This is a genomic window from Pseudomonas mohnii (assembly GCF_900105115.1).
GTDB classification, from domain to species: Bacteria; Pseudomonadota; Gammaproteobacteria; order Pseudomonadales; family Pseudomonadaceae; genus Aquipseudomonas; species Aquipseudomonas mohnii.
Genome location: NZ_FNRV01000001.1, coordinates 3,487,911 through 3,514,609, shown reverse-complemented (window position 1 = coordinate 3,514,609; position 26,699 = coordinate 3,487,911). Strand labels below are relative to the sequence as shown.

At 60.2% G+C, this 26,699-nt stretch carries 24 protein-coding genes; 9 read left to right on the top strand and 15 right to left on the bottom strand.

Annotation, left to right across the window (positions count from 1 at the left end):
• Positions 1-86 precede the first annotated feature (86 nt).
• The gene (locus BLV61_RS16220; RefSeq protein WP_090466386.1) at positions 87-1,007 is read right to left on the bottom strand and encodes a LysR substrate-binding domain-containing protein; all 921 of its coding nucleotides are present in this window, start codon (positions 1,005-1,007) and stop codon (positions 87-89) included.
• Positions 1,008-1,165: 158 nt separating this feature from the next.
• On the opposite strand from BLV61_RS16220, the gene BLV61_RS16215 reads away from it, so the two are divergent.
• Positions 1,166-2,563 (top strand): NorM family multidrug efflux MATE transporter, encoded by a 1,398-nt coding sequence (locus BLV61_RS16215; protein WP_090469908.1) that lies wholly within the window; start codon positions 1,166-1,168, stop codon positions 2,561-2,563.
• A 135-nt stretch (positions 2,564-2,698) separates the two neighbouring features.
• Here BLV61_RS16215 and BLV61_RS16210 read toward each other — a convergent pair whose 3' ends face one another.
• Entirely contained in the window at positions 2,699-4,372 is a 1,674-nt protein-coding gene (locus tag BLV61_RS16210) for a putative bifunctional diguanylate cyclase/phosphodiesterase (protein ID WP_047535048.1), read from the bottom strand.
• A 278-nt stretch (positions 4,373-4,650) separates the two neighbouring features.
• On the opposite strand from BLV61_RS16210, the gene rep reads away from it, so the two are divergent.
• Both rep and BLV61_RS16200 read left to right on the top strand, forming a co-directional pair.
• Positions 4,651-6,660, top strand: coding sequence for a DNA helicase Rep (gene rep / locus BLV61_RS16205; RefSeq protein ID WP_047535049.1), 2,010 nt, complete (start codon positions 4,651-4,653; stop codon positions 6,658-6,660).
• Between the two features lie 56 nt (positions 6,661-6,716).
• The gene (locus tag BLV61_RS16200) at positions 6,717-7,289 is read left to right on the top strand and encodes a xanthine phosphoribosyltransferase (protein ID WP_090466384.1); all 573 of its coding nucleotides are present in this window, start codon (positions 6,717-6,719) and stop codon (positions 7,287-7,289) included.
• 128 nt (positions 7,290-7,417) lie between these two features.
• Here BLV61_RS16200 and BLV61_RS16195 read toward each other — a convergent pair whose 3' ends face one another.
• From BLV61_RS16195 to dadA, 6 genes are all read right to left on the bottom strand, one after another.
• Positions 7,418-9,340: an acetyl-CoA hydrolase/transferase C-terminal domain-containing protein gene (locus BLV61_RS16195; protein ID WP_090466382.1), complete on the bottom strand. Its 1,923-nt coding sequence runs from the start codon at positions 9,338-9,340 to the stop codon at positions 7,418-7,420.
• A gap of 162 nt (positions 9,341-9,502) precedes the next feature.
• Positions 9,503-9,919 carry a c-type cytochrome gene (locus BLV61_RS16190; RefSeq protein WP_047535053.1) on the bottom strand — a complete coding sequence of 139 codons (417 nt, stop codon included), beginning with the start codon at positions 9,917-9,919 and terminating at the stop codon, positions 9,503-9,505.
• Positions 9,920-10,101: 182 nt separating this feature from the next.
• Positions 10,102-10,650 carry a cupin domain-containing protein gene (locus BLV61_RS16185; RefSeq protein WP_090326586.1) on the bottom strand — a complete coding sequence of 183 codons (549 nt, stop codon included), beginning with the start codon at positions 10,648-10,650 and terminating at the stop codon, positions 10,102-10,104.
• Between the two features lie 128 nt (positions 10,651-10,778).
• Positions 10,779-11,852 carry an alanine racemase gene (gene alr / locus BLV61_RS16180; protein ID WP_047535055.1) on the bottom strand — a complete coding sequence of 358 codons (1,074 nt, stop codon included), beginning with the start codon at positions 11,850-11,852 and terminating at the stop codon, positions 10,779-10,781.
• 97 nt (positions 11,853-11,949) lie between these two features.
• Positions 11,950-12,303 (bottom strand): RidA family protein, encoded by a 354-nt coding sequence (locus BLV61_RS16175; protein ID WP_047535056.1) that lies wholly within the window; start codon positions 12,301-12,303, stop codon positions 11,950-11,952.
• A complete protein-coding gene (gene dadA / locus BLV61_RS16170; RefSeq protein WP_047539144.1) occupies positions 12,275-13,579 on the bottom strand; it encodes a D-amino acid dehydrogenase in 1,305 nt (434 codons plus the stop codon). The genes BLV61_RS16175 and dadA overlap by 29 nt, the downstream gene beginning before the upstream one ends.
• Before the next feature lie 157 nt (positions 13,580-13,736).
• On the opposite strand from dadA, the gene BLV61_RS16165 reads away from it, so the two are divergent.
• Positions 13,737-14,225: an Lrp/AsnC ligand binding domain-containing protein gene (locus BLV61_RS16165; RefSeq protein ID WP_047535058.1), complete on the top strand. Its 489-nt coding sequence runs from the start codon at positions 13,737-13,739 to the stop codon at positions 14,223-14,225.
• Positions 14,226-14,365: 140 nt separating this feature from the next.
• Here the strand turns inward: BLV61_RS16165 and BLV61_RS16160 are convergent, their stop codons facing one another.
• Positions 14,366-14,719, bottom strand: a complete 354-nt coding sequence (locus BLV61_RS16160) for a YkgJ family cysteine cluster protein (protein WP_047535059.1) — start codon at positions 14,717-14,719, stop codon at positions 14,366-14,368.
• Positions 14,720-14,866: 147 nt separating this feature from the next.
• Here BLV61_RS16160 and BLV61_RS16155 point away from each other — a divergent pair, with 147 nt between their 5' ends.
• Positions 14,867-16,180 (top strand): NAD(P)/FAD-dependent oxidoreductase, encoded by a 1,314-nt coding sequence (locus BLV61_RS16155; protein ID WP_090466378.1) that lies wholly within the window; start codon positions 14,867-14,869, stop codon positions 16,178-16,180.
• A gap of 98 nt (positions 16,181-16,278) precedes the next feature.
• Here BLV61_RS16155 and BLV61_RS16150 read toward each other — a convergent pair whose 3' ends face one another.
• Positions 16,279-16,524, bottom strand: a complete 246-nt coding sequence (locus tag BLV61_RS16150; RefSeq protein WP_090466376.1) for a DUF1127 domain-containing protein — start codon at positions 16,522-16,524, stop codon at positions 16,279-16,281.
• A gap of 179 nt (positions 16,525-16,703) precedes the next feature.
• Between BLV61_RS16150 and BLV61_RS16145 the strand changes: the two genes are divergently transcribed.
• Together BLV61_RS16145 and BLV61_RS16140 are read left to right on the top strand one after the other, a co-directional pair.
• A complete protein-coding gene (locus tag BLV61_RS16145; RefSeq protein ID WP_090466374.1) occupies positions 16,704-18,137 on the top strand; it encodes an aminotransferase-like domain-containing protein in 1,434 nt (477 codons plus the stop codon).
• Between the two features lie 60 nt (positions 18,138-18,197).
• Positions 18,198-19,766, top strand: coding sequence for a phospholipase D family protein (locus BLV61_RS16140; RefSeq protein ID WP_090466372.1), 1,569 nt, complete (start codon positions 18,198-18,200; stop codon positions 19,764-19,766).
• Positions 19,767-19,793: 27 nt separating this feature from the next.
• On the opposite strand, the gene BLV61_RS16135 is transcribed toward BLV61_RS16140, so the two are convergent.
• Positions 19,794-20,939 carry an MFS transporter gene (locus BLV61_RS16135; protein ID WP_090466370.1) on the bottom strand — a complete coding sequence of 382 codons (1,146 nt, stop codon included), beginning with the start codon at positions 20,937-20,939 and terminating at the stop codon, positions 19,794-19,796.
• Positions 20,940-21,125: 186 nt separating this feature from the next.
• Entirely contained in the window at positions 21,126-22,619 is a 1,494-nt protein-coding gene (locus tag BLV61_RS16130; protein ID WP_090466368.1) for an aldehyde dehydrogenase, read from the bottom strand.
• A gap of 222 nt (positions 22,620-22,841) precedes the next feature.
• Between BLV61_RS16130 and BLV61_RS16125 the strand changes: the two genes are divergently transcribed.
• The gene (locus BLV61_RS16125; protein ID WP_047535073.1) at positions 22,842-23,204 is read left to right on the top strand and encodes a cupin domain-containing protein; all 363 of its coding nucleotides are present in this window, start codon (positions 22,842-22,844) and stop codon (positions 23,202-23,204) included.
• Between the two features lie 201 nt (positions 23,205-23,405).
• Here BLV61_RS16125 and rpmG read toward each other — a convergent pair whose 3' ends face one another.
• A complete protein-coding gene (gene rpmG / locus BLV61_RS16120) occupies positions 23,406-23,561 on the bottom strand; it encodes a 50S ribosomal protein L33 (RefSeq protein ID WP_007894709.1) in 156 nt (51 codons plus the stop codon).
• A gap of 11 nt (positions 23,562-23,572) precedes the next feature.
• Positions 23,573-23,806 carry a 50S ribosomal protein L28 gene (rpmB, locus tag BLV61_RS16115; RefSeq protein ID WP_034147715.1) on the bottom strand — a complete coding sequence of 78 codons (234 nt, stop codon included), beginning with the start codon at positions 23,804-23,806 and terminating at the stop codon, positions 23,573-23,575.
• Positions 23,807-24,252: 446 nt separating this feature from the next.
• On the opposite strand from rpmB, the gene BLV61_RS16110 reads away from it, so the two are divergent.
• The gene (locus BLV61_RS16110; RefSeq protein WP_090466366.1) at positions 24,253-25,836 is read left to right on the top strand and encodes an ABC transporter substrate-binding protein; all 1,584 of its coding nucleotides are present in this window, start codon (positions 24,253-24,255) and stop codon (positions 25,834-25,836) included.
• 107 nt (positions 25,837-25,943) lie between these two features.
• On the opposite strand, the gene radC is transcribed toward BLV61_RS16110, so the two are convergent.
• Positions 25,944-26,618 carry a RadC family protein gene (gene radC / locus BLV61_RS16105; protein WP_047535082.1) on the bottom strand — a complete coding sequence of 225 codons (675 nt, stop codon included), beginning with the start codon at positions 26,616-26,618 and terminating at the stop codon, positions 25,944-25,946.
• Positions 26,619-26,699: the final 81 nt, after the last annotated feature.

Here is a 26,699-nt window from a genome sequence, read left to right as displayed (position 1 = left end):
CTTGCAGATTTTCGGCGGAGGGAGGGAATACTTGAGTAAAAAACCGGGATATTGCTTAAGGCCGCCATTGCGGCGGCTCTATCGTTTCAGCTCAAGTGCTCGACTTCCGGCAATTCCATGGCCCGGACTTCACTTTGCAGGAAATCGCTGAGCCGACGCATGCGCTCGCCACCGGGACGGGTTTTCGGCCAGACCAGGTAATAACGCTCGCCGCTGGCGACCGCCGTCGGCCATGGCAGGCTCAAACGTCCCTGCGCCACATCCTCTGCCACCATCAGCAGGTCCCCCATGGACACGCCGTAGCCGCGGGCGGCTGCGATCATGCCCAGCTCCAGCGTATCGAACACCTGCCCCCCCTTGAGTGACACTTGATCGGCCAGGCCCATGCGCTCCAGCCAGTTACGCCAGTCGCGCCGGTCCGGTGTCGGGTGCAGCAACTCGGTGTTCGCCAGGCGCACCGCGTCCCAGGGCTGATCGCTCGGCAGGTTGGGCGCACCCACCGGGATCAGTTCCTCGGAAAACAGGTCACTCGCCTCCCAATCCGGCGGGAAGTGCCCATTGCTCAGCAACACGGCACAGTCGAATGGCTCGTCGTTGAAATCCACCGAATCGATATCCATCCAGGCGCTGGTCAATTGCACCTCGTTGCCCGGTTGCAAATGGCGGAAGCGACTCAGGCGCGCCAGCAACCAGCGCATGGTCAGGGTCGACGGGGCTTTCATGCGCAGGATGTCGTCCTCGGCGCGCAGGGTGTTACAGGCACGCTCCAGTGCGGTGAACCCCTCGCGGATGCCCGGCAACAGCAAGCGAGCCGATTCGGTCAGTTGCAGATGGCGACCACTGCGATGAAACAGGCGGCAGGCAAAGTGCTCTTCGAGCGTACGAATGTGCCGGCTGACCGCACTCTGGGTGATCGACAGTTCTTCAGCCGCTCGCGTGAACGAACTGTGCCGCGCCGCAGCTTCGAATGCGCGCAAGGCATACAAGGGAGGAAGGCGACGTGACATTGGGAAAGCTCCTACAGCGGGATTAGACCACCCTAGCAGAAACTCTCCAGCATGAGTTTTAATCATGCCACCCATCCTTTTTATCCCTTTGTGCAATCCGTGCAGAGCGTCGAGAATCGACGCTTTCCTGTCCTCTTTGATAAACGAGCGTGATGACCATGCAGCATCCAGCGCGTATTGAACTCTGGGCCATCCTGCGGCTGGCGGGGCCGTTGATTGCCTCGCAGTTGGCGCACATGTTGATGGTCCTCACCGACACCTTGATGATGGCGCGCCTGAGTCCCGAGGCATTGGCCGGTGGTGGACTCGGCGCGGCGACCTATTCGTTCGTGTCGATTTTTTGCATCGGCGTCATTGCTGCGGTCGGCACCCTGGTGGCGATCCGTCAGGGTGCCGGCGATATCCTCGGCGCGACCCGGTTGACCCAGGCCGGATTGTGGCTGGCGTGGCTGATGGCGCTGGTCGCCGGTTTGCTGCTGTGGAATCTGAAACCGGTGCTGCTGCTGTTCGGCCAGGCTGAGGTCAACGTCCAGTCGGCGGGTCAGTTTCTGATCTTTCTGCCGTTCGCCCTGCCCGGCTACCTAAGCTTCATGGCCCTGCGTGGTTTCACCAGCGCCATCGGCCGGGCCACGCCAGTGATGGTGATCAGCCTGGGCGGTACGGTGGCGAACTTCCTGCTCAACTACGCCCTGATTACCGGCATGTTCGGCCTGCCGAAACTGGGGCTGATGGGTATTGGCCTGGTCACGGCGATTGTCGCCAACCTCATGGCCCTGGCATTGGCGCTGCACATTCGTCGGCATCCGGCTTACGACGCCTATCCGCTACGTCATGGCCTGCTGCGGCTCAACCGGCCGTACCTGAAAGAGCTGTGGCGTCTGGGCCTGCCGATTGGCGGCACCTACGCAGTGGAGGTCGGGTTGTTTGCGTTCGCGGCGCTGTGCATGGGCACCATGGGCAGCACGCCATTGGCAGCACACCAGATCGCCCTGCAGATCGTTTCGGTGGCGTTCATGGTGCCGGCGGGGATTTCCTACGCGATCACCATGCGCATCGGCCAGCACTACGGCGCCGGGCAACTGCCCGATGCACGACTGGCTGGCCGGGTCGGCCTCGCTTTCGGTGCCGCGGCGATGCTGTGTTTTGCAATGGTGTTCTGGCTGTTGCCGAACCAGTTGGTGGGGCTGTTTCTTGACCACAACGACCCGGCGTTTCGCGACGTCATCCACCTGGCGGTGAGCCTGTTGGCGGTGGCGGCGTGGTTCGAGCTGTTCGACGGTACGCAAACCATCGCCATGGGCTGCATTCGTGGCCTCAAGGACGCCAAGACCACGTTCCTGGTTGGTCTGGCTTGCTATTGGCTGATCGGCGCGCCAGCCGCCTGGTGGATGGCGTTCGACTTGCAATGGGGGCCGACGGGCGTCTGGTGGGGCCTGGCGCTGGGCCTGGCGTGCTCGGCGGTGAGTCTGACACTGGCGTTCGAGTGGAAGATGAAGCGCATGATTCGGCGGGACACAACATCAGAGCAGCGCTTCGGGGTTGCTCAGACCGACTGAGATCCCTTGTAGGAGCGAGCTCGCTCGCGATAAACCTGAGAACGCCGCGGTGCACCTGCGAACCAGCGTTATCGTTGTCGATCATCGCGAGCAAGCTCGCTCCTACAGGGCTCCGTGGCAGCCAATTATTCGCGGTCAGCTGACGATTTCCAGCGGCGCCTTCTGACTGGAGTCAAACGTCAGGTACTCCACCAGATCCGCCAAGGCCAAGGGCTTGCTGATCAGATAACCCTGTACCTGATCGCACTCAAACCCGCGCAACAAGTCCAGTTGCTCCGACGTCTCCACCCCTTCGGCGACGACTTCGAGGTTGAGGTTGTGCGCCAGGTTGATCATCGCGTGGACCAGTTTGCGATTCTCTTCCCGTTGCTCCATGCCGCCGACAAAACTCTTGTCGATCTTCAGCAAGGTGATCGGCAGGCTATTGAGGTGTACGAACGAGGAAAACCCGGTGCCGAAATCGTCGAGGGAGAAACGCACCCCAAGGCGACCGAGGGCATCCATGGTCTGCTTCACCAGATCGCTGCGGCGCATGACCGCGGTTTCGGTCAATTCGAACTCCAGCCATTGCGCCTCGACGCCACGTTCGGCAATCAGCCGGCTCAGGGTCGAGAGCAACTGACTGTCTTGAAACTGTCGGAATGACAGGTTGATCGCCATGTGTAATGGCGGTATCCCGAGCTCGAGCAATGCCTGCATGTCGCGCAAGGCCCGGGAAATCACCCAGTAACCCAGCGGCACGATCAGACCGCTTTGCTCGGCCAGCGGCACGAACTCGCTCGGTGGCAGCAAGCCACGCTCGCCGTGGCGCCAGCGCACCAACGCCTCGAGTCCGACGATTTGCCCGTCCTCAAGGTTCAGGCGTGGCTGGTAATGCAGTTCCAGCTCATCGCGGCGCAATGCCCGGCGCAGTTCGCTTTCGAGGTCGGCGATGCTGCGGGCATTGCGGTTGATGCGTTCGTTGAAGATATGGAAGGTACAGCCCTGAGTGCTCTTGGCCTGTTGCATGGCGATGTGCGCATGCCACATCAACGGATCGGCACCGGCCTGGGCCCGGGCGTGGGCAATGCCCAGGCTGGAACCGATCAGCAGGCTCTCACCGTCGACCCAATACGGCTCGGCCAGCGCTTCGGTGATGCGCTCGGCCATCCATTCCGCGCGTTGAGGCGCGCGGCGGGTGTCGATCAGCAACGCGAATTCATCGCTGCCCAGCCGTGCCAGTTGATCGCCGGCCTCAAGCTGGCTTTTGAGCCGCGCGACCACTTGCAGGATCAACCGGTCACCGGCCTGATGGCCGAGGGCGTCGTTGGCATGACGGAAGTTATCGAGGTCCAGGTGACCCAGCGCCAGGCCTCGCCCTTCGTTTTCGGCCAATCGCGCCGTCAGCAAGGTCTGGAAGCCCTGGCGATTGGCAATGCCGGTGAGCGGGTCTTGCTCGGCGAGTCGTTGCAGGGTGGTTTCCAGCACGCCACGCTCACGCACATGCCGCAGGCACCGGCGCAGCATGCTCGGGTCGAGATGCTCGCGTACCAGCCAGTCACTCACACCGTCGGGTGGAGTCAGCGGTTCATGTTCAAGCAGCAACACCGTCGGCAGACAGCAACGGCCAGGCGCCGGCTGAAGAGCCGGGACGGTCAACAACACCGCACTGCGGTTGTCATCGAACAGACTGCTGACCGACTCCCAACTCGGCGCGCTGATGAGCACGGCCGAGCTCCCCATCGGAGCCAGACACTCGCGCAACAACGCTGCCCACGCTGGCTCTTCGGCCAGTAGCAGCAAACGCAAGGGTTCGACAGGCGTAGACAAGCTAGCTCCCTAGACTCTGCAAATATGTAGGCGGTGGGCATTATGCCGTGCCGATAACCAATGACCAATGACCAATGACCAATGACATCAGTTATCAAAACGAAGCCTTTGTATCCGGAATTACGAACAGTAGACGCAATTTGGTCGCGCATCCTGCGTGAAAGTAACAAAACCGGCAAATAGAGATCGCGTTGTACGTCACAAGTCGGACAGAGCAGCACAAATCGCTGAGCCTGTTAAAATGCCGGCCCATTTCGTACTGACTCCTGAATTTACGTATGTCCCGACTCAATCCCCGGCAGCAAGAAGCCGTGAGCTACGTCGGCGGCCCTCTTTTGGTGCTCGCCGGCGCTGGCTCCGGCAAGACCAGCGTGATCACGCGCAAGATCGCACATTTGATCCAGAACTGTGGCATCCGCGCCCAGTACATCGTCGCCATGACCTTTACCAACAAGGCGGCGCGCGAGATGAAGGAACGGGTCGGCACGCTGCTGCGCGCCGGTGAAGGCCGCGGCTTGACGGTCTGTACCTTCCACAACCTGGGCCTGAACATCATCCGCAAGGAGCACGCGCGGCTGGGCTATAAGCCGGGCTTCTCGATTTTCGACGAGGCCGACGTCAAGGCCCTGATGACCGACATCATGCAGAAGGAATACTCGGGCGACGACGGCGTCGACGAGATCAAGAACATGATCGGCGCCTGGAAGAACGACCTGATCCTGCCGCCCCAGGCCCTGGAAAACGCACGCAACCCCAAGGAACAGACGGCTGCCATCGTCTACACCCACTACCAGCGCACGCTCAAGGCGTTCAACGCGGTGGACTTCGACGACTTGATCCTGCTGCCGGTGAAGCTGTTCGAAGAACACGCCGACATCCTGGAAAAGTGGCAGAACAAGGTGCGCTACCTGCTGGTGGACGAATACCAGGACACCAACGCCAGCCAGTACCTGCTGGTGAAAATGCTCATCGGCAAGCGTAACCAGTTCACCGTGGTGGGCGACGACGACCAGTCGATCTATGCCTGGCGCGGCGCGCGCCCGGAAAACCTGATGCTGCTCAAGGACGACTACCCGTCGTTGAAAGTGGTGATGCTGGAGCAGAACTATCGCTCCACCAGCCGCATCCTGCGCTGCGCCAACGTGCTGATTTCGAACAACCCCCACGAATTCGAAAAGCAGCTGTGGAGTGAAATGGGCCACGGCGACGAGATCCGCGTGATCCGCTGCCGCAACGAAGACGCCGAAGCCGAGCGCGTGGCCGTGGAAATCCTCAGCCTGCACTTGCGCACCGATCGCCCTTACAGCGATTTCGCCATCCTGTATCGCGGTAACTACCAGGCCAAGCTGATCGAGCTGAAGTTGCAGCACCACCAGGTGCCGTATCGCCTGTCCGGCGGTAACAGCTTTTTCGGACGCCAGGAAGTGAAAGACCTGATGGCCTACTTCCGCCTGATCGTGAACCCGGACGACGACAACGCCTTCCTGCGGGTGATCAACGTCCCACGCCGGGAAATCGGCTCGACCACCCTGGAGAAGCTGGGCAACTACGCCACCGAGCGAAAAATCTCGATGTACGCCGCCACCGACGAAATCGGCCTGGGCGAGCACCTGGATTCACGCTTCACCGATCGCCTGTCGCGCTTCAAGCGCTTCATGGACAAGGTGCGCGAGCAATGCGCCGGCGAAGACCCGATCTCGGCCCTGCGCAGCATGGTCATGGACATCGACTACGAGAACTGGCTGCGTACCAACAGCTCCAGCGACAAGGCCGCCGACTACCGCATGGGTAACGTCTGGTTCCTCATCGAGGCGCTGAAGAACACCCTGGAAAAAGACGAAGACGGCGAAATGACCGTCGAAGACGCCATCGGCAAACTGGTGCTGCGCGACATGCTGGAGCGTCAACAGGAAGAGGAAGACGGCGCCGAAGGTGTGCAGATGATGACCCTGCACGCCTCCAAGGGCCTGGAATTCCCTTACGTGTTCATCATGGGCATGGAAGAGGAAATCCTCCCCCACCGCTCCAGCATCGAAGCCGACACCATCGAAGAAGAACGCCGACTGGCCTACGTCGGGATCACCCGCGCGCGTCAGACCCTGGCCTTCACCTTTGCCGCCAAGCGCAAGCAATACGGCGAGATCATCGACTGCGCACCGAGTCGCTTCCTCGATGAACTGCCGCCGGACGACTTGGCCTGGGAAGGCAACGACGACACCCCGACCGAAGTCAAAGCCGTTCGCGGCAATAGCGCATTGGCGGATATACGCGCGATGTTAAAGCGCTAGAATTGACCACTTTTACTAGACCTTCGGCGCAAAAGACGCCAAAAGAGGACAGCTTCATGGAAGCACTGCACCAGAAAATTCGCGAACAAGGCATCGTGCTTTCCGACCAGGTCCTGAAGGTCGATGCCTTTCTGAACCACCAGATCGACCCTGCCCTGATGAAGCTGATCGGCGACGAGTTCGCCTCGCTGTTCAAGGACTCGGGCATCACCAAGATCGTCACCATCGAAGCCTCGGGCATCGCCCCGGCGATCATGACGGGCCTGAACCTTGGCGTACCGGTGATTTTCGCCCGCAAGCACCAGTCCCTGACCCTGACCGAAAACCTGCTGTCGGCTTCCGTCTACTCGTTCACCAAGCAGACCGAGAGCACCGTCGCGATCTCCCCGCGCCACCTGACCAGCAGCGACCGCGTACTGATCATCGACGACTTCCTGGCCAACGGTAAGGCGTCCCAGGCACTGATTTCGATCATCAAGCAGGCCGGCGCCACCGTGGCTGGTTTGGGGATCGTGATCGAGAAGTCGTTCCAGGGCGGTCGTGCGGAGCTGGATGCCCAGGGCTATCGCGTCGAGTCCCTGGCGCGCGTGCAGTCGCTGGCCGGCGGCGTCGTGACCTTCATCGAGTAACGCCCGAACACTGCAATACCTGGGGGAGCCAGCCTGCTGGCGATGGCGCCGTGTGAGTCGAAACCTTCATGACTGACAGATAGCAATCGCCAGCAGGCTGGCTCCCACAGTCGGTTTTGCGGTGGGCGTTATTGCGCGGTGGCCTTCAGGCCCGTGAGCAGCAGGCGCTGGAACAGGTCTTCTTTCAGGCCTTCCGGGTTGGTCAGCTGCATGCGTTCCAAGTGTTCAGGAAACGCATCGGGCTCCGGCGCATCCAGCGCAGCCTTGCCCAACTCCAGAATCTCGCTCAGCTTGAATTTGCTCTTGAGCCAATTCAGCGCCCGCAACAAGTCCCGCTCCACTTCCGTGAAATCGCAGCCCAACGGATACTCTGGAAACAAGTGCGGGTGCCGCGCCTGAATCGCCTGCAGACGTTGCGGGCTGTTGTTGGTGAAACGCGGATCGAGACGGAAATCCTTCGGCAATTTGCCGACCTTCTGCGCCTGCTCGATCAGCCCCGGCTGGAAACGTGAGTCGCTGATATTCAACAACGCCTCAATCACTGCCGCATCGGTCTTGCCCCGCAGATCGGCGATGCCGTACTCGGTGACCACGATGTCGCGCAAATGCCGCGGTATCGTGCAGTGACCATACTCCCAAACCATATTGGAACTGACGTCGCCGCCCGACTCGCGCCAGCTGCGCAGCAGTAGCACCGAGCGCGCGCCCTGCAACGCATGGCCCTGGGCAACGAAGTTGTACTGCCCGCCCACCCCGCTGAGCACGCGTCCGTCCTCAAGCTGATCCGCCACGCCCGCGCCGAGCAAGGTCATGGTGAATGCGGTGTTGATGAACCGTGCATCGAGGCGCTGCAAGCGCTTCAACTCTTCCTGGCCATAGAGTTCGTTGATGTAGCTGATACGGGTCATGTTGAATTCGAGCCGCTTGCCTTGCGGCAGTTCGCGCAAGCGCTCATAGAAACTGCGCGGCCCGAGGAAGAAGCCGCCATGCACCGAAATGCCGTCAGTCTGCGCCGCTTCGTCCAGGGAGCCGGCATTCGCCTGTTGCTGGGTCGGCACATCCGGGTAGACCTTGCGCCGTACGATCCCGGCATCCGCCAGCACCAGCAGACCGTTGACGAACATTTCGCTGCAACCGTAAAGACCTTTGGCGAACGGCTCGGTGCCGCCTTCGCGGTCGATCAATTGAGCCCACTGGCTCAGATTCAGATCCGCCAACAAGGTCTTGTAGCCGCTGTTATCGGCCTGCCGTGCCAGCAACGCGGCAGTCAGCGCATCGCCCATGGCGCCGATACCGATCTGCAAGGTGCCGCCATCGCGCACCAGCGTGCTGGCGTGCAATCCGATGAAGTGATCCTGGAACCCCACCGGCATGTTCGGCGTGGAGAACAGCGTGGTGTTGTCCTTTTCGTCGATCAGCAGATCAAACGTATCGATGCCGACCTCGGCATCACCGGGCATGTAGGGCAAATCGTTGTGCACCTGGCCAAGCATCAGGATCGTCTCCCCGGCGGCCCGGCGCCTGGCGATCATTGGCAACAGGTCGAGGGTGATATCCGGGTTGCAGCTCAGGCTCAAGCGGTCTGGATGCTCGGCATGACTGGCCACCAACTGCGCAACCAGGTTCAACCCGGCGGCGTTGATATCCCGCGCGGCATGGCTGTAGTTGCTGCTGATGTAATCCTGCTGGGCCGATTCACTGTGCAGCAGACTGCCGGGCTGCATGAAAAACTGCTGGATATGGATGTTGCGCGGCAAGCTGTCGCGACGCAGGTCAGCAAGGAAATCCAGTTCCGGGTAATCGCCGAAAACCCGTTCGGTGAAGGGTTCGAGGAAACGCTTTTGCAACCCGTCACCCAGCGCGGGGCGCCCCAGGCACAGCGCGGTGTAGATCGTCAGCCGTCGCTGCGGCAATTGCGCGATACGTTGATACAACGCGTTGACGAAGTGATTGGGCTTGCCCAGGCCCAAAGGCAGGCCCATGTGGATATGCGCCGGCAACCGTGCCAACACATCGTCAACCGCTTGCTCGATAGAACACAGCTGAACCATCCAAACCTCCTGACATTCCATGATGCGGGGTTGGACTGAGCTTGCCGGGTCTTGGTTGCAATGAACAGCCTGCAAGCAACACAAAACCCTGTAGGAGCGAGCGGCGATCCGCGGGGACAAAAAAACCGTCCGGAGACGGTTTTTTGCGAAAGATGCAGCGCCTTACTTCAGGCCGGACATCTTCTGGATCGCGCCTTTGAGCTCGGCGTCGGAGCAATCGGCGCAAGTGCCTTTAGGCGGCATCGAGTTGATACCGGTAATGGCTTTGGCCAGGATGCCGTCCAGGCCGCCCTGGTGATCGGCACGATCTTTCCAGGCAGCGGCATCACCGATTTTCGGTGCGCCCAGCAGGCCGGAGCCGTGGCAAGCGTTGCAATGTTTTGCAATCACTTCGTCAGGCGTCTTGGCACCGCCACCGCCGCCGGCAGAGGCGGCGACTTCCATGCCTTTGCACTCTTTACCCTGAACACACACTTGGCCGACTGGCTCAAGGCGCTTGGCAATATCGTCGTTGGTCGCAGCTTGAGCGCTGACAGCCCAGAGGGCCAATACGGTTGCTGGTGCAGCCAGCATTTTCATAATTAGATTCACGCGTTCACCCTCAATGGTGGCTAGTCACGCCTACGGCCACGGTTCGCAGGCGGGCGCAAGTATAGCGGTAAGCCCGCGACACTGAAACAACCCCAAAGTCGAAGGGGTCTTGTTACGTAACGGTAAAACCGCCCGGGGGCCTCGGCCATGCTGGCAGGGCGCCTCTTTCCTTAAAAGTTCGCCGGTGTAGCTGCGCTGATTAGTCGCGCCGGCGCATCGAACGGATTACGGAAACGATGCGGCTTGGTACTTTCAAAGTAGTAGCTATCGCCCGCCTCGAGCACAAATGTTTCGAGTCCCACCACCAGTTCCAGCCGTCCCTCGACCAAAATGCCGGTTTCCTCGCCCTCATGGGTGAGCATCTCTTCACCGGTATCGGCGCCTGGCGGGTAGATTTCAGTGAGGAACGTGATCGCCCGACTCGGGTGTGCCCGGCCAACCAGTTTCATGGTCACTGCACCATCGGAAATATCGATCAGCTCGTTGGCTTTGTAGACGATCTGAGCCGGTTTTTCCTGCAGGATTTCTTCCGAGAAGAACTCGACCATGGACATGGGAATCCCGCCCAACACTTTGCGCAGCGAGCTGATCGAGGGGCTGACGCTGTTCTTCTCGATCATCGAAATGGTGCTGTTGGTGACGCCCGCGCGCTTGGCGAGCTCACGCTGGGAAAGACCTTTGAGCTTACGGATTGATTGCAGTCGCTCACCGACGTCCAATGCTGGAGCCTCCAGGAATTCAGGTTGTTGGAATAATGAGCGTTATCATGGCGACAGCGTTCAGTATTTACAACACTTTGACCTGAATCCTGTTCGGCGAGACAACTTCCGGTCCGGCCTGTCTGGCCTCAGGCCCCGGAATAGAGCAGTGGCACCCGGCGCAGGTTGCAGAAGATCTGGTAAGGAATTGTCCCGGCCGCAATGGCCACGTCGCTGGCCAGAATGTTCTTGCCCCACAGCTCCACGGTAGAACCCAGGCCCGCTTGCGGCACATCGGTCAGGTCGATGCACAGCATGTCCATCGACACGCGACCGATCAACTGGCTACGTTGCCCGGCAACCAACACTGGCGTGCCGGTCGGCGCCTGGCGCGGGTAGCCATCGGCGTAACCCATGGCCACCACGCCAACGCGCATCGGTTTCTGGGTGATGAATTTGGCGCCATAACCAATCGGCTCGCCGGCCGGCAGTTCACGCACGCAGATCACTTTCGATTCGAGGGTCATCACCGGTTGCAGGCGTGCAGCCAGGGCATTGGCTTCTTCGAATGGCGTGGCGCCGTAGAGCATGATGCCCGGGCGCACCCAATCGCTCGGGACCTGCGGCCAACCGAGCACCGCCGGCGAGTTGCGCAGGCTGACCTCGGCCGACAACCCCTGACGCGCCGCTTCAAACACCGCGACCTGCTCGGCGCTCGCTTGACTGTGCAACTCATCTGCACGGGCGAAGTGGCTCATCAGCACGATCTTCGCGACCTTGCCACTGGCCAGCAGACGTTGATAGGCCGCCTGGTAATCCTTCGGATGCAGGCCCACCCGGTGCATGCCCGAATCGAGTTTGAGCCAGACCACAATCGGTTTGCTCAGTGCGGCCTTCTCGATCGCTTCGAGCTGCCACAGCGAATGCACCACGCACCAGAAGTCATGCTCGACGATCAGCGACAGTTCATCGGCTTCGAAAAAACCTTCCAGCAACAGCACCGGCGCACGAATGCCCGCGGCACGCAGTTCCAGGGCTTCTTCGATGCAGGCCACGGCAAAACCGTCGGCCTCGGCTTCCAGCGCCTGGGCGCAACGCACCGCGCCATGGCCATAAGCGTCGGCCTTGATGACCGCGAGGGCCTTGGCACCCGAAACTTCACGGGCGATTTGGTAGTTATGACGCAGGGCTTGAAGGTCGATCAGGGCACGGGCAGGACGCATGGCGGCAGACTTCTGGTCGGTCGTTTGGAAGAAAAACCGGCGCTGGCTGATGACATTAGCCGCCAGCAGCGCCGGGAGAGGGATCTTTCAGACTTGCTTATGGCAGAGCGGCTACAACCGACAGCTCCACCAGGATTTCCGGTTCGCACAGTTTCGCTTCGACGGTAGCACGGGCCGGTGTGGCGCCTTTGGGCAACCACTGGTCCCAGACCGAGTTCATGCCTTCGAAGTGTGCATCAATGTCTTTCAGGTAAATCGTCACCGACAGCAGACGGTTTTTGTCGGTCCCGGCCAGATCGAGCAAACGCTCGATGTTGGCGAGGGCTTCACGAGTCTGCTGTTCAATCCCGGCGTTCATGTCGTCGCCAACCTGCCCGGCCAGATAAACCGTGCCGTTGTGGGTGACGATCTGACTCATGCGCTCATTGGTGAGCTGGCGCTGGATTGACATGCTTTGCGGACTCCTGGGTTTTGTTGCCATAACGGGAAATATCGAGGCCTTCGGCGCTGATCTGCGGTTTCTTCTTGGCCATCAGATCAGCCAGCAAGCGGCCGGAACCACAAGCCATGGTCCAGCCCAAGGTGCCGTGACCGGTGTTCAGGAACAGATTCTTGAACGGTGTGGCGCCAACGATCGGCGTGCCGTCCGGAGTGGTCGGACGCAGGCCGGTCCAGAAGCTGGCCTCGGCCAGATTACCGCCCTGAGGATAAAGGTCGTTGACGATCATCTCCAGGGTTTCGCGCCGACGCGGGTTCAGCGACAGGTCAAAACCGGCGATTTCAGCCATGCCGCCGACGCGGATGCGGTTGTCGAAACGGGTGATTGCGACCTTGTAGGTCTCGTCGAGAATGGTCGAGGTCGGGGCCATTGCCGGGTTGGTGATCGGCACGGTCAGGGAGTAACCCTTGAGCGGATACACCGGGGCCTTGATGCCCAATGGCTTGAGCAGTTGCGGCGAGTAGCTGCCGAGTGCCAGGACGTAGCGGTCCGCGGTTTCCAGTTTGCCGTCGATCCATACACCGTTGATGCGATCGCCGGCGAAGTCGAGGCGCTGAATGTCCTGACCGAAACGGAATTGCACACCGAGGTTCGCGGCCATCTCGGCCAGCTTGGTGGTGAACATCTGGCAGTCGCCAGTCTGGTCGTTCGGCAGGCGCAGGGCACCGGCGAGGATATCGGTGACGCTGGCCAGGGCCGGTTCGACGCGGGCAATGCCTTCGCGATCGAGCAGTTCGAACGGCACGCCGGATTCTTTCAACACAGCGATGTCTTTCGCGGCGCCGTCGAGCTGGGCCTGGGTACGGAACAGTTGAGTCGTGCCGAGGCTGCGGCCTTCGTAGGCAATGCCGGTTTCGGCGCGCAATTCGTCGAGGCAGTCACGGCTGTACTCGGACAGACGGACCATGCGCTCCTTGTTCACCGCGTAACGGCTGGCGGTGCAGTTGCGCAGCATCTGCGCCATCCACAGGTATTGGTCGATGTCGCCAGTGGCCTTGATCGCCAGCGGCGCGTGACGCTGCAACAGCCACTTGATGGCTTTGAGCGGCACGCCCGGTGCGGCCCACGGCGAGGCATAACCCGGCGAAACCTGGCCGGCGTTGGCGAAACTGGTCTCCATCGCGGCAGCCGGCTGCCGGTCGACGACCACCACTTCAAACCCGGCACGCGCCAGATAGTAAGCACTGGTGGTACCGATGACGCCGCTACCCAAGACCATGACGCGCATTTTCATATCCCTCATCGCGGCTAACCGCTGACGTTTGTTGTTCAGAGCTTTAGATAGGCGCAGTGTAAAAAAGAATAGCCAGTGATTTTCACTATATAAGCGCTTATATTTGGCGACAATTCTCGGCAAAAACCCTTTTCACGGAGGCGCATCCCCTATGCGTACCAACACTCAAACCAAACGAGAGCTGGACAAGATCGACCGCAACATCCTGCGGATCCTGCAAGCGGACGGGCGTATCTCCTTCACCGAGCTGGGGGAGAAGGTCGGACTCTCGACCACGCCCTGCACAGAGCGGGTGCGGCGCCTGGAACGCGAAGGGATCATCATGGGTTACTACGCGCGGCTCAATCCGCAGCACCTCAAGGGCAGCCTTCTGGTGTTCGTGGAAATCAGTCTCGACTACAAATCCGGCGACACTTTCGAAGAGTTCCGACGCGCGGTGCTGAAGCTGCCACACGTGCTGGAGTGCCATTTGGTGTCAGGGGATTTCGACTATCTGGTGAAGGCACGGATCTCCGAAATGGCCTCGTACCGCAAGCTGCTGGGCGACATCCTGCTCAAGCTGCCCCATGTGCGCGAATCCAAGAGTTACATCGTGATGGAAGAGGTGAAAGAGAGCTTGAATTTGCCGATTGCGGATTGAAGCGCTGCGTTGTCCGATCTGGCCCCATCGCTAGCAGGCTAGCTCCCACAATTGATCTTCAGCGGACACACGTTCTGTGCATGACACAGATCCAGTGTGGGAGCTAGCCCGCTAGCGATTACAGGCGACTCGGTCTTCCCTCAGACGAGGACCTGCCGATTCGAAGCCATGTACTCGAACACCTGCTTCTCCACCCGCGGATGAATCAGCTCCACCGGTCCCCGGCCATTAGGGCACGGCAAGCTCTTGGTCGTGCCGAACAACCGGCAGATCAGCGGCCGCTCTTCATACACCGTGCAACCGTTCGGTCCCAGGTGCACACAGTTGAGTGCCTCCATCGCCGCGTCCTGCTCGGCCCGGGTCTTGCGCGGCAGGCGCGACATTTCTTCCGGCGAGGTCGTCACCGGACCACAGCAGTCATGGCAGCCGGGGACGCACTCGAACGAGGGAATCTGCTGGCGAAGCGTGCGGATTTTCTGACTGTTGCAGCTCATCGAAGCGGTGACCGATATCGGAATAGAGCGTGATTCTGACGCAAAAGCCCTTTTCCAGACAGCAGCAACCGACCAATGTTGCCCGTCTGCGAAGGTCCGGCTTATGCTCCGTCAAATTTTATAAACACAAGAATCAGGATCACGCAGATGACTGCTCGTGCTCGGCAACCTGTCTCGAACCACCCGCATACGGCCTCCTACTACGCCGCCAGCAGCTTGCCGCAGCCGCAGCTTCCGGCGCTCAAGGGCGAAGTGCTGGCTGACGTGTGCGTGGTCGGCGGCGGGTTCTCGGGATTGAACACGGCACTTGAACTGGCCGAACGCGGCCTCGGCGTGGTGTTGCTCGAAGCGCACAAGATCGGTTGGGGCGCCAGCGGACGCAATGGCGGGCAGTTGATTCGCGGTGTCGGGCACGGCCTCGATCAGTTCGCCAACGTGATCGGTGCGGACGGTGTGCGTCAGATGAAACTCATGGGCCTGGAAGCGGTGGAAATCGTCCGACAGCGCATCGAGCGATTTCAGATCCCCTGCGACTTGACCTGGGGCTACTGCGACCTGGCCAACAAGCCCCGCGACCTCGAAGGCTTCGCCGAAGACGCCGAAGAACTGCGCAGCCTCGGTTATCGCTACGAAACCCGCCTGCTGCAACCCCATGAGATGCACACGGTGGTGGGCTCCGAGCGCTACGTCGGCGGTCTTGTCGACATGGGTTCCGGGCACCTGCACCCGCTGAACCTGGCACTGGGCGAAGCGGCTGCCGCACAACGATTGGGCGTCAAACTATTCGAACAGTCCGCCGTTACCCGAATCGATTACGGCCCCGAGATCAAGGTTCATACCGCCCAAGGCTCGGTCCGCGCCAAGACCCTAGTACTGGGCTGCAATGCTTACCTCAATCAACTCAATCCGCAACTCAGCGGCAAGGTGTTACCCGCCGGCAGTTACATCATCGCCACCGAACCATTGAGCGAGGAACAGGCACACGCCTTGCTGCCGCAAAACATGGCGGTCTGTGATCAGCGGGTGGCACTGGATTATTACCGGCTCTCGGCGGATCGACGCTTGCTGTTCGGCGGCGCCTGCCATTACTCAGGTCGCGACCCGAAAGACATCGCCGCCTATATGCGGCCAAAAATGCTGGACGTGTTCCCGCAGTTGGCCGGCGTGAAGATCGATTATCAATGGGGAGGCATGATCGGCATCGGCGCCAACCGCTTGCCTCAGATCGGTCGACTCAACGACCAGCCGAACGTGTATTACGCTCAGGCCTATTCCGGCCATGGTGTGAATGCCACGCACCTGGCGGGCAGGTTACTGGCCGAGGCCATCAGTGGTCAGCACAGCGGTGGGTTCGATCTGTTCGCCAAGGTGCCACACATCACCTTCCCCGGCGGCAAGCATCTGCGCTCGCCATTGTTGGCGCTGGGGATGTTGTGGCATCGGCTGAAAGAGTGGGTTTGAAGGATTGGTTTCGCTCTTACCTGCTACATCGCGAGCAAGCTCGCCCCACAGGTCCATCTCTTCCCTGTGAGCGAGCTTGCTCGCGATTGGTCCGCCACTCAGATCCGCCAGAAAGGCTTGAGCCCCTCCTCCCGCGCCTGTTCACGGGTCAGCCCGATATCCTTGAGCTGCTCGGGCGTCAGCCTCAGCAACGCCTTGCGCGTGTGCAGACGGTGCCAGAACAGATCCCAGCGACTCAGGCCGGACGGTGCGTTGCGCATGACGGACCTCTGCGCACCGTTGTCCTGCCCTGCCACCAGTTCCTGACTGTGTAACGTCAGCCGCACATCGCTCAAGCCGTTCATTTTCATCGCTCCTGTTTACTTGGGTAGCCAGAGATTCCATGATGCGCGGGCAAGCAAAACCATTACAGATTCAACAGCCATGTATTATCCCCATACAGATTTGCTGTTCGAAGCACTGAATTGTCGATTTTTGCCACATCTGTACTGGTTGACCGAATCCCCTGCACCGAGGCAGTGCCATGACCCTTTATGTGAACCTCGCCGAATTACTCGGCACGCGTATCGAACAGGGCTTCTATCGCCCGGGTGACCGCCTGCCGTCGGTACGGGCGCTTAGCGTTGAACACGGGGTCAGCCTGAGCACGGTGCAGCAGGCCTATCGCATGCTGGAAGACAGCGGGCTGGCCACGCCAAAACCCAAATCCGGGTATTTCGTGCCGGTCAGTCGCGAGCTGCCGGAACTGCCGGCGATCGGTCGTCCGGCCCAACGCCCTGTGGACATTTCGCAATGGGATCAGGTGCTGGAGCTGATCCGCGCGGTACCGCGCAAGGATGTGGTGCAACTGGGTCGCGGCATGCCGGACATCACCACGCCCACCCTCAAACCGCTATTGCGCGGCCTGGCGCAGTTGAGCCGCCGGCAGGACATGCCCGGCCTGTATTACGACAACATCCATGGCAATCTCGGCCTGCGCGAACAGATTGCACGCCTGATGCTCGATTCCGGCTGCCAACTGGGCCCCGGCGACCTGGTGGTGACCACCGGATGCCATGAAGCGCTGTCCACCAGCATTCGGGCGATCTGCGAGCCGGGCGACATCGTGGCGGTCGACTCACCGAGCTTTCACGGCGCCATGCAAACCCTCAAGGGCCTGGGCATGAAAGCCCTGGAAATCCCCACCGACCCGCTCACCGGCATCAGCCTGGAAGCGCTGGAGCTGGCATTGGAACAATGGCCGATCAAGGCCATACAGTTGACCCCCAACTGCAACAACCCGCTGGGCTACATCATGCCGGAGTCGCGCAAACGCGCGCTTTTGACGCTCGCACAGCGTTTCGACGTGGCGATCATCGAGGACGATGTGTATGGCGAACTTTCCTACACCTACCCGCGCCCTCGCACGATCAAATCCTTCGACGAGGACGGCCGCGTCTTACTGTGCAGCTCATTTTCCAAAACGCTGGCCCCCGGCCTGCGCATCGGCTGGGTGGCGCCCGGTCGTTATCTGGAGCGGGTGCTGCACATGAAATACATCAGCACCGGCTCTACCGCGCCACAACCACAGATTGCCATTGCCGAATTCCTCAAAGGTGGACATTTCGAACCCCATTTGCGGCGGATGCGTACGCAATACCAGCGCAATCGCGACGCCATGATCGACTGGGTCACCCGCTACTTCCCGGCGGGCACGCGCGCCAGTCGCCCACAAGGCAGCTTCATGCTGTGGGTTGAATTGCCGGAAGGATTCGACACCCTGAAACTGAATCGGGCCTTGCACGACCAGGGCGTACAGATTGCCGTCGGCAGCATCTTTTCCGCCTCGGGCAAGTACCGCAATTGCCTGCGGATGAACTACGCTGCCAAACCGACAGCACAGGTCGAAGACGCGGTGCGCAAGGTCGGCGCTGCGGCCATTCAATTGCTGGCCGAAACCCGCGAGCTCAACGACTGACCTTTCTGCGGATACCAACGTCCATATGCCAATACCTGCCGCCAACCGGAACGATCCCACGTGAGAGTCACAAAGCCTCTGCTTGCTCTTGTGTTACTGGCCTCGTTCCTCGGCGGCTGCGCCAGTCTCGACGTGCAGCGCGAACCGAGCCAGGCGCTGCCAGCCAATGATTCGGCATTCGGTCGCTCGGTCCAGGCCCAGGCAGCGCCCCATCAAGGGCAGTCCGGTTTTCGCCTGCTCTCGGACAGTACCGAGGCCTTCACTGCGCGCGCCGAGCTGATCCGCAATGCGCAACGCAGCCTCGATTTGCAGTACTACATCATTCACGACGGCATCAGTACACGAATGCTGGCGAATGAACTGCTCAAGGCCGCTGACCGTGGCGTGCGCGTGCGCATCCTGATCGACGACACTACCAGCGACGGCCTGGACTTCATCATCGCCACGATGGCGGCGCATCCGCAGATCCAGATTCGCGTGTTCAACCCGCTGAATCTGGGCCGCAGCACCGGCGTGACGCGGACCATGGGCCGCTTGTTCAACCTGTCGCGGCAACACCGGCGCATGCACAACAAACTGTGGCTGGCCGACAACAGCATGGCCATCGTCGGTGGACGCAATTTGGGGGACGAGTATTTCGATGCCGAGCCCAACCTGAACTTTACCGACATCGACATGCTTGGCGCAGGCCCGGTTGCCGAGCAGCTGGGACACAGTTTCGACCAGTACTGGAACAGCGCCCTGAGCAAACCGATCGATGGGTTTCTATACAGCAAACCGACCGCCAAGGACCTGGAAAATACCCGGACCCGGCTCGAAGAATCCCTGGAGGAAACACGCAAAGAGAACCACGCGCTCTACAAACACCTGATGACGTACGCTACCAAACCGCGCCTGGACATTTGGCGCAAAGAGTTGATCTGGGCCTGGAACCAGGCGCTGTGGGATGCGCCGAGCAAGGTGCTGGCCGATGGCGAGCCAGACCCTCAGTTGCTCTTGACCACGCAACTGGCGCCCGAACTCAATGGCGTCAGCAAGGAGTTGATCATGGTCTCGGCCTATTTCGTGCCGGGCCAGCCGGGGCTGGTGTACCTGACCGGGCGCGCCGACGCCGGGGTCTCAGTGCGGCTGCTGACCAACTCCCTGGAGGCCACGGACGTACCGGCGGTGCATGGCGGTTATGCACCGTATCGCAAGGCGCTGCTGGAACATGGCGTGCAACTGTTCGAGTTACGCCGCCAGCCTGGCGAAGGCGGCGGCAGCGGCCCTAACCTGTTCTACAGCCGATCCTATCGCGGCTCCGATTCCAGCCTGCACAGCAAGGCGATCATCTTCGACCAGCAGAAAGCCTTCATCGGCTCGTTCAATTTCGATCCGCGCTCGGTGCTGTGGAACACCGAAGTCGGAGTACTGGTGGACAGCCCGGAGCTTGCGGCACACGCGCGTGAACTGGCGCTGCAAGGCATGGCACCGCCCCTGAGCTACAAAGTGGAACTGGAAAAAAGCCAGATCGTCTGGGTCACCGAAGACAACGGCAAACTGCACACCCTGACCAGCGAGCCAGGCAGTTGGTGGCGGCACTTCAATGCCTGGTTCAGTAATACGGTTGGCCTGGAACGGATGTTATGACCCTGCGGGAGCACGTTCCCACAGGTGTCAGGCCGGTTCGGCAACCGAGCCAAATGCCCCTTGCCGCGACACCACGATCAGCACACCCAACGCCCCCGCCGCCATCAGCAACGGCAAGGCGTGCCCGCTGATCCACTGGCTGCCGGCACCGGCCAGCAAAGGCCCGATCAGGCAACCGATGCCCCATAATTGCGCAATGTGCGCATTGGCCCTGACCAGCGCATCGTCGCGATAACGTTCGCCGATCAGAATCAGCGACAAGGTGAACAACCCACCCGCGCTGGCCCCAAACAACACCCACAACGGCCAGATCAGCAGCGTGTCGATCAGCAACGGAATGGCCAGACTCGACCCCAGCAGCACCACCGCGCACCCGGTAAACAAGGTGCGCCGCGACAAGCGATCGGCCAACGCGCCAATCGGTAATTGCAGCACGGCATCACCCACCACCACCGTACTGACCATCGCCAGGGCGATTTCCGTGGTGAACCCCTGGCGCAAGCAGTAGACCGGCAGCAGCGTCAGGATCATCGCTTCGAACGCAGCGAACAGCGACACCGCCCAGGCAATCGCCGGCAGCCCCCTGCAGAACTCAAGCAAATCTCTCAAGGTCACGCTACCGGCCTCACTGCTCGGCGCACCGCTGCGACCGAGCAATAGAAACGGTGCCGCCATCAGCAAGCTGACACCCACCCAAAAACCATAATCGTGCTCAGTGCCAAGAAAGCCCAGCAACACCGGTCCGGCCAGCTGACTCAGCGCATAACTGCTGCCATACAGCGCGACCAACCGCCCGCGCCATTGCTCGACCACCAGTTGGTTGATCCAGCTTTCACCGATGATGAATACAAGCGTCAGGATCACCCCGATCATCAGCCGCAGTGCCAGCCAGATCGGGTAGCTCGGCAACAGCGCCAGCAAGCCGATGGAAACCGCTCCGGCCCACAGGCATAGACGCATCAAATTGGCCGTACCAAGGCGCGCCGCCAGACGACTGGAAATTTTCGCCCCGACCAATACGCCAATGGCCGGCATCGCCGCCATCACACCGATGGCGAACGAGCCGTAACCCCAGCTTTCCAGGCGAAACGACACCAGCGGCATGCTGACACCCAGGGCCAGGCCGACACTCAAGACAGACGCCAACACGGCGAAATACGTCGCCCAACGCATGTTCCACGCTCCTGTGGATATTTTTATGGTCCGCACAAAACATTGTGGGAGCGAGCTTGCTCGCGATTAACGGAGCAACATTCAACTTGTTCGTCGACTGTCACACCGCTATCGCGAGCAGGCTCGCTCCCACAAGGGATCTGTGTCGTTTGGGAAGCCTGACCTGGATCAGGCTCCCCTACTGACTTACAACTTGATCCAGGTCGCCTTCAGCTCGGTGTACTTGTCGAACGCGTGCAGCGACTTGTCGCGACCGTTGCCGGACTGCTTGAAGCCACCGAACGGTGCAGTCATGTCGCCGCCATCGTACTGGTTGACCCACACGCTACCGGCACGCAGTGCACGGGCGGTCAGGTGCGCCTTGGAGATATCGGAAGTCCACACTGCAGCGGCCAGACCGTACGGAGTGTCGTTGGCGATCGCGACGGCTTCTTCGGCGCTGTCGAAGGTGATGACCGACAACACTGGCCCGAAGATTTCTTCCTGGGCAATTTTCATCGCGTTGCTCACGCCGTCGAAAATCGTCGGTTCAACGTAGGTGCCACCGGTTTCCTGGAGGATGCGTTTACCACCGGCTACCAGTTTGGCGCCGTCGGTGTGACCGGACTCGATGTAGGACAGCACGGTGTTCATCTGCTGGGTATCCACCAGCGCGCCGACGTTGGTCGCCGGATCCAGCGGGTTGCCCGGCTTCCAGGTTTTCAGGGCTTCGATCACCAGTGGCAGGAATTTGTCCTTGATCGAACGCTCCACCAGCAGGCGCGAACCGGCGGTGCAGACTTCGCCCTGGTTGAAGGCGATAGCACCCGCAGCAGCTTCAGCGGCCTCCTGCAGGTTCGGTGCGTCGGCGAACACGATGTTCGGGCTCTTGCCGCCGGCTTCGAGCCAGACGCGCTTCATGTTCGATTCGCCGGAGTAGATCAGCAGTTGCTTGGCGATCTTGGTCGAACCGGTGAACACCAGGGTGTCGACGTCGTTATGCAGGGCCAGGGCCTTGCCAACGGTATGACCGTAACCCGGCAGGACGTTCAGCACGCCTTTCGGAATCCCGGCTTCGACTGCCAGAGCAGCGATGCGGATGGCGGTCAGCGGCGATTTTTCCGATGGCTTGAGGATCACCGAGTTACCGGTGGACAGCGCTGGGCCGAGCTTCCAGCACGCCATCATCAATGGGAAGTTCCACGGCACGATGGCGCTGACAACGCCGACCGGTTCGCGCGTCACCAGACCCAGTTGATCGTGCGGGGTAGCTGCGACTTCGTCGTAGATCTTGTCGATGGCTTCGCCGCTCCAGCTCAGGGCTTGCGCTGCGCCGGGAACGTCGATGTACAGGGAATCGCTGATCGGCTTGCCCATGTCCAGGGTTTCAAGCAGGGCCAGCTCTTCGGCGTGCTGTTTGAGCAGGCCGGCAAAACGAATCATGGTGGCTTTGCGTTTGGTCGGCGCCAGGCGCGACCAGACACCGGAATTGAAGGTGGCACGGGCGTTTTCAACAGCGCGCTGGGCGTCGGCGGCATCGCAGCTGGCGATTTTGCCCAACAGACGGCCATCGACCGGGCTGATGCACTCGAAGGTCTCGCCGGAGACGGCATCGGTGTATTCGCCATTGATGTAGGCGCGGCCTTCGATCTTCAGATCGCGAGCCCGTTGTTCCCAGTCGGCACGAGTCAGGGTGGTCATACGAGTGTCCTCCTCTTATTGAATACGACACCCGCGTTCTTCGCGGGCGCTGTCAGGAATTCTGCCCGGTCAGCCTGCTTTCGGCCCAAGGCAACTGCCACCCTAAACCAGCGGCAGGGGAAGTTTCAATATATTTGACACAAGGCCGGTAAACGACCTTGCGATGTTCATTTTAATAAACATAGACTTTGGCGATACCAACAATAACGGAGGAATACAACAATGAGCATCCAGAACATCGTCGACTTCGGCCAGGCCACCACCGAGCCCGAGCGCTATCGACCAGACCCGGCAAAGGTGCTCAAGGGCGATCCTGAGCAAGTGGTCTACAACCACTACAACAGCCCTTGCGGCCAATTGAATGCCGGCGTGTGGGAAGGCGCAGTCGGCCAGTGGCTGGTGAACTTCACCGAGCATGAATATTGCGAAATCGTTCAGGGCGTTTCCGTCCTGCGCGATAACGATGGCAACAGCAAAACCGTGCGCGCAGGTGATCGCTTCGTCATCCCGGCCGGTTTCCGGGGCACCTGGGAAGTGCTGGAGCCTTGCCGCAAGATTTATGTGGCGTTTGAACAGAAGGCCTGAAGACTTTCATTGCCTGGACCACCCTCATCGCGGGCAAGCCACGCTCCCATAGAGATCTGCGTCGTTTGCGAAACCTCTGGAAGCGGGCTGGCTCCGGGCGAATCTACGCCGATGAGGCCCTGGCAAACATCACAAAGCTCAAGCAACAAAAAAGGCCCGTATCTCGCGATACGGGCCTTTTTCGTAAGAGGGAAAAATCAATTACTTGATTTTGCCTTCTTTGTAGATCACGTGCTTGCGAACAACCGGATCAAATTTCTTGATCTCGATTTTGTCCGGAGTAGTACGCTTGTTCTTGTCGGTAGTGTAGAAGTGACCAGTACCGGCGCTCGAAATCAAACGAATCAATTCACGCATGATTAGCTCCCTTAGATCTTGCCGGCTTTGCGGATTTCGGCCAGCACGGCAGTGATGCCACGCTTGTCGATGATACGCATGCCTTTGGCAGATACGCGCAGACGCACGAAACGTTTCTCTTCTTCAACCCAGAAGCGGTGATGCTGCAGGTTCGGCAGGAAACGACGACGGGTTTTGTTGTTTGCGTGGGAAATGTTATTCCCAGTCACCGGACCCTTACCGGTAACTTGACAGACTCTAGACATGCCTCAGCCCTCTAAAACCACATGCCCAACCCGGCATGGGTTGGCCGCTTAATCTCTCAGTCATTTGGCGCCAGGCGCCGCGTTTCTTTAAGGGTCTTACCGGCTACACCTACAAACGAAGGAACCGGGCCCCTAGAAAAGAGCGCTGCTTTATACCAGAAAGACTAGAGAGCAACAACATTCGCTGTACATTGAGTTGATAAAAACCCTGTTTTTCGAGCGTCAGGCGCTTTGGATAAAGGCTATCGTCGACTTCGACCGCTCGTCGCAGAGAATCGCTCGACACGCCCTCCCAGCGTTTTTCCAACCGGCACACAGCAAAATCAGTCGCCTATAGTCTCCTCAAAATCAAAAAGGGGATAGTCATTTGCAATCGAGCCCACTAGGGTAAGCCTTTTCCAGACTGCACTTGCAGATGGGCCTTCGATCTGTAAAGGAACCCGACCATGCGCCTCGCTGCCCTACCGTTGTTGCTCGCCCCGTTCTTGCTGAGCCCACAGGCCTTCGCCGCCGCCCTGAGCGTCTGCACCGAGGCCAGCCCGGAAGGCTTTGACGTGGTGCAGTACAATTCGCTGACCACCACCAACGCCTCGGCCGACGTACTGATGAATCGGCTGGTGGACTTCGACACCGCCAGCGGCAAAGTGATCGCCAGCCTGGCGGACAGCTGGGAAGTCAGCCCCGATGGCCTGATCTACGTCTTCAAACTGCGACCGCAGGTGAAATTCCATCGCACCGAGTATTTCAGCCCGACCCGCGAGTTGACCGCCGAAGACGTCAAATTCAGCTTCGACCGCATGCTTGACCCCGCCAACCCGTGGCACCAGGTTGCCCAGACCGGTTTTCCCCATGCGCAATCGATGCAATTGCCAGCGCTGATCAAGAAAATCGACGCCCTTGACCCACTGACCGTGCGCTTCACCCTCGACCACCCGGACTCGACCTTCCTCGCGACCCTGAGCATGGGTTTCGCCTCGATCTACTCGGCTGAATACGCGGACAAATTGTTGAAGGCCGGCACCACGGACAAGCTCAACAGCCAGCCAATCGGCACCGGCCCGTTTGTTTTCACGCGTTTCCAGAAGGATACCTCGGTTCGCTACAAAGCCAACCCGGACTACTTCGGCGGCAAACCGTCCGTGGACCCGCTGATCTTCGCCATCACCCCGGACGCGAACGTGCGCTTGCAGAAGTTGCGCCGCAACGAGTGCCAGATCGCCCTGTCGCCCAAACCTCTGGACGTACAGGCCGCGCTGAAAGAGCCGACCCTGAAAGTGGAAAAGACTGACGCCTTCATGACCGCATTCGTCGGCATCAACAGCCAACATCCACCGCTGGACAAGCCCGAAGTGCGACAGGCGATCAACCTCGCCTTCGATAAGGCCAACTACATCAAAGCCGTGTTCGAGGACACCGCCGAAGCGGCCAACGGTCCGTACCCACCCAATACCTGGAGCTACGCGAAAAACCTGCCGGGCTACCCCCATGACATCGAGAAAGCCAAGGCATTGATGGCCAAGGCCGGGCTCAAGGACGGCTTCCAGACCACCATCTGGACCCGCCCTTCCGGCAGCCTGTTGAACCCCAACCCGAGCCTCGGCGCGCAGCTGCTGCAATCTGACCTCGCGGAAATCGGCATTCAGGCCGAGATCCGCGTGATCGAATGGGGCGAACTGATCCGCCGCGCCAAGGCCGGTGAGCATGACCTGCTGTTCATGGGATGGGCTGGCGACAATGGTGACCCGGACAACTTCCTCACGCCGCAGTTTTCCTGCGCGGCAGTCAAATCCGGCACCAACTTCGCACGTTATTGCAATGCGGATCTGGACAAGCTGATCAGTGCCGGCAAAACCACCGGCGAGCAAGGCGTTCGCACCAAGCTTTATGAACAAGCGCAAGCGCAGATCCAGCAACAGGCGCTATGGCTACCGCTGGCCCATCCGACGGCTTTCGCCCTGACGCGCAAAAATGTCGAGGGTTATTCAGTCAGCCCGTTTGGGCGTCAGGACTATTCGAAGGTCAAACTGTAGGAGCAAGCTTGCTCGCGATGATCGTCAACGATAAAGCGGGAAACCTGACACCCCCTGGCGTTCACGGGCTCATCGCGAGCAAGTTCGTTCCTACCGTAATGCACTACTCACATCCACCCATACTCGGCCATGGACAACGGATCGCCGTCGCCGATGATGAAATGATCCAGCACCCGCACATCGATCAACTCCAGCGCCTTTTGCAAACGCTTGGTCAACACCCGATCAGCCTGACTGGGGTCGGAATTCCCTGACGGGTGGTTGTGGCAGAGGATCAAGGCTGCTGCATTGTTAGCCAGCGCACGCTTGACCACCTCCCGCGGATGCACACTCGTATTGTCGATGGACCCGCGAAATAGCGTTTCGAAGCTCAGTACCTGATGTTTGGAGTCCAGAAACAGGCAACCGAACACTTCATGCGGTTCGTGACGCAGCATCGATTTCAGGTATTCACGGACCACGTGAGGGTTTTCCAGTGCCGGTTTCTGGCGCGCCCGTTCAGCCAAATGCCGCCGGCTCATTTCCTGGGCTGCCTGCAATTGAGCGAATTTTGCCGGGCCCAGCCCCAAATGCATGCTGAACATGACCTGATCGGCCTCGAGCAGTGCGCGCAGACTGCCAAACTGGCCCAGCAGATGCCGCGCCAGATCCACCGCGCTTTTGCCGGATACGCCGGTTCGTAAAAATATCGCCAGTAACTCGGCGTCTGAAAGACTCGCGGCTCCCAGTGTCAGTAATCTCTCCCGCGGCCGCTCCGCCGCCGGCCAATTGCGAATACTCATAGCACCTCCCTGTCTGTGGGCGCCGCTGTTCCGTAGCGGTCGCTGTGATATCGTAGCCCATCTTTTTTGCTGGCGAATTCA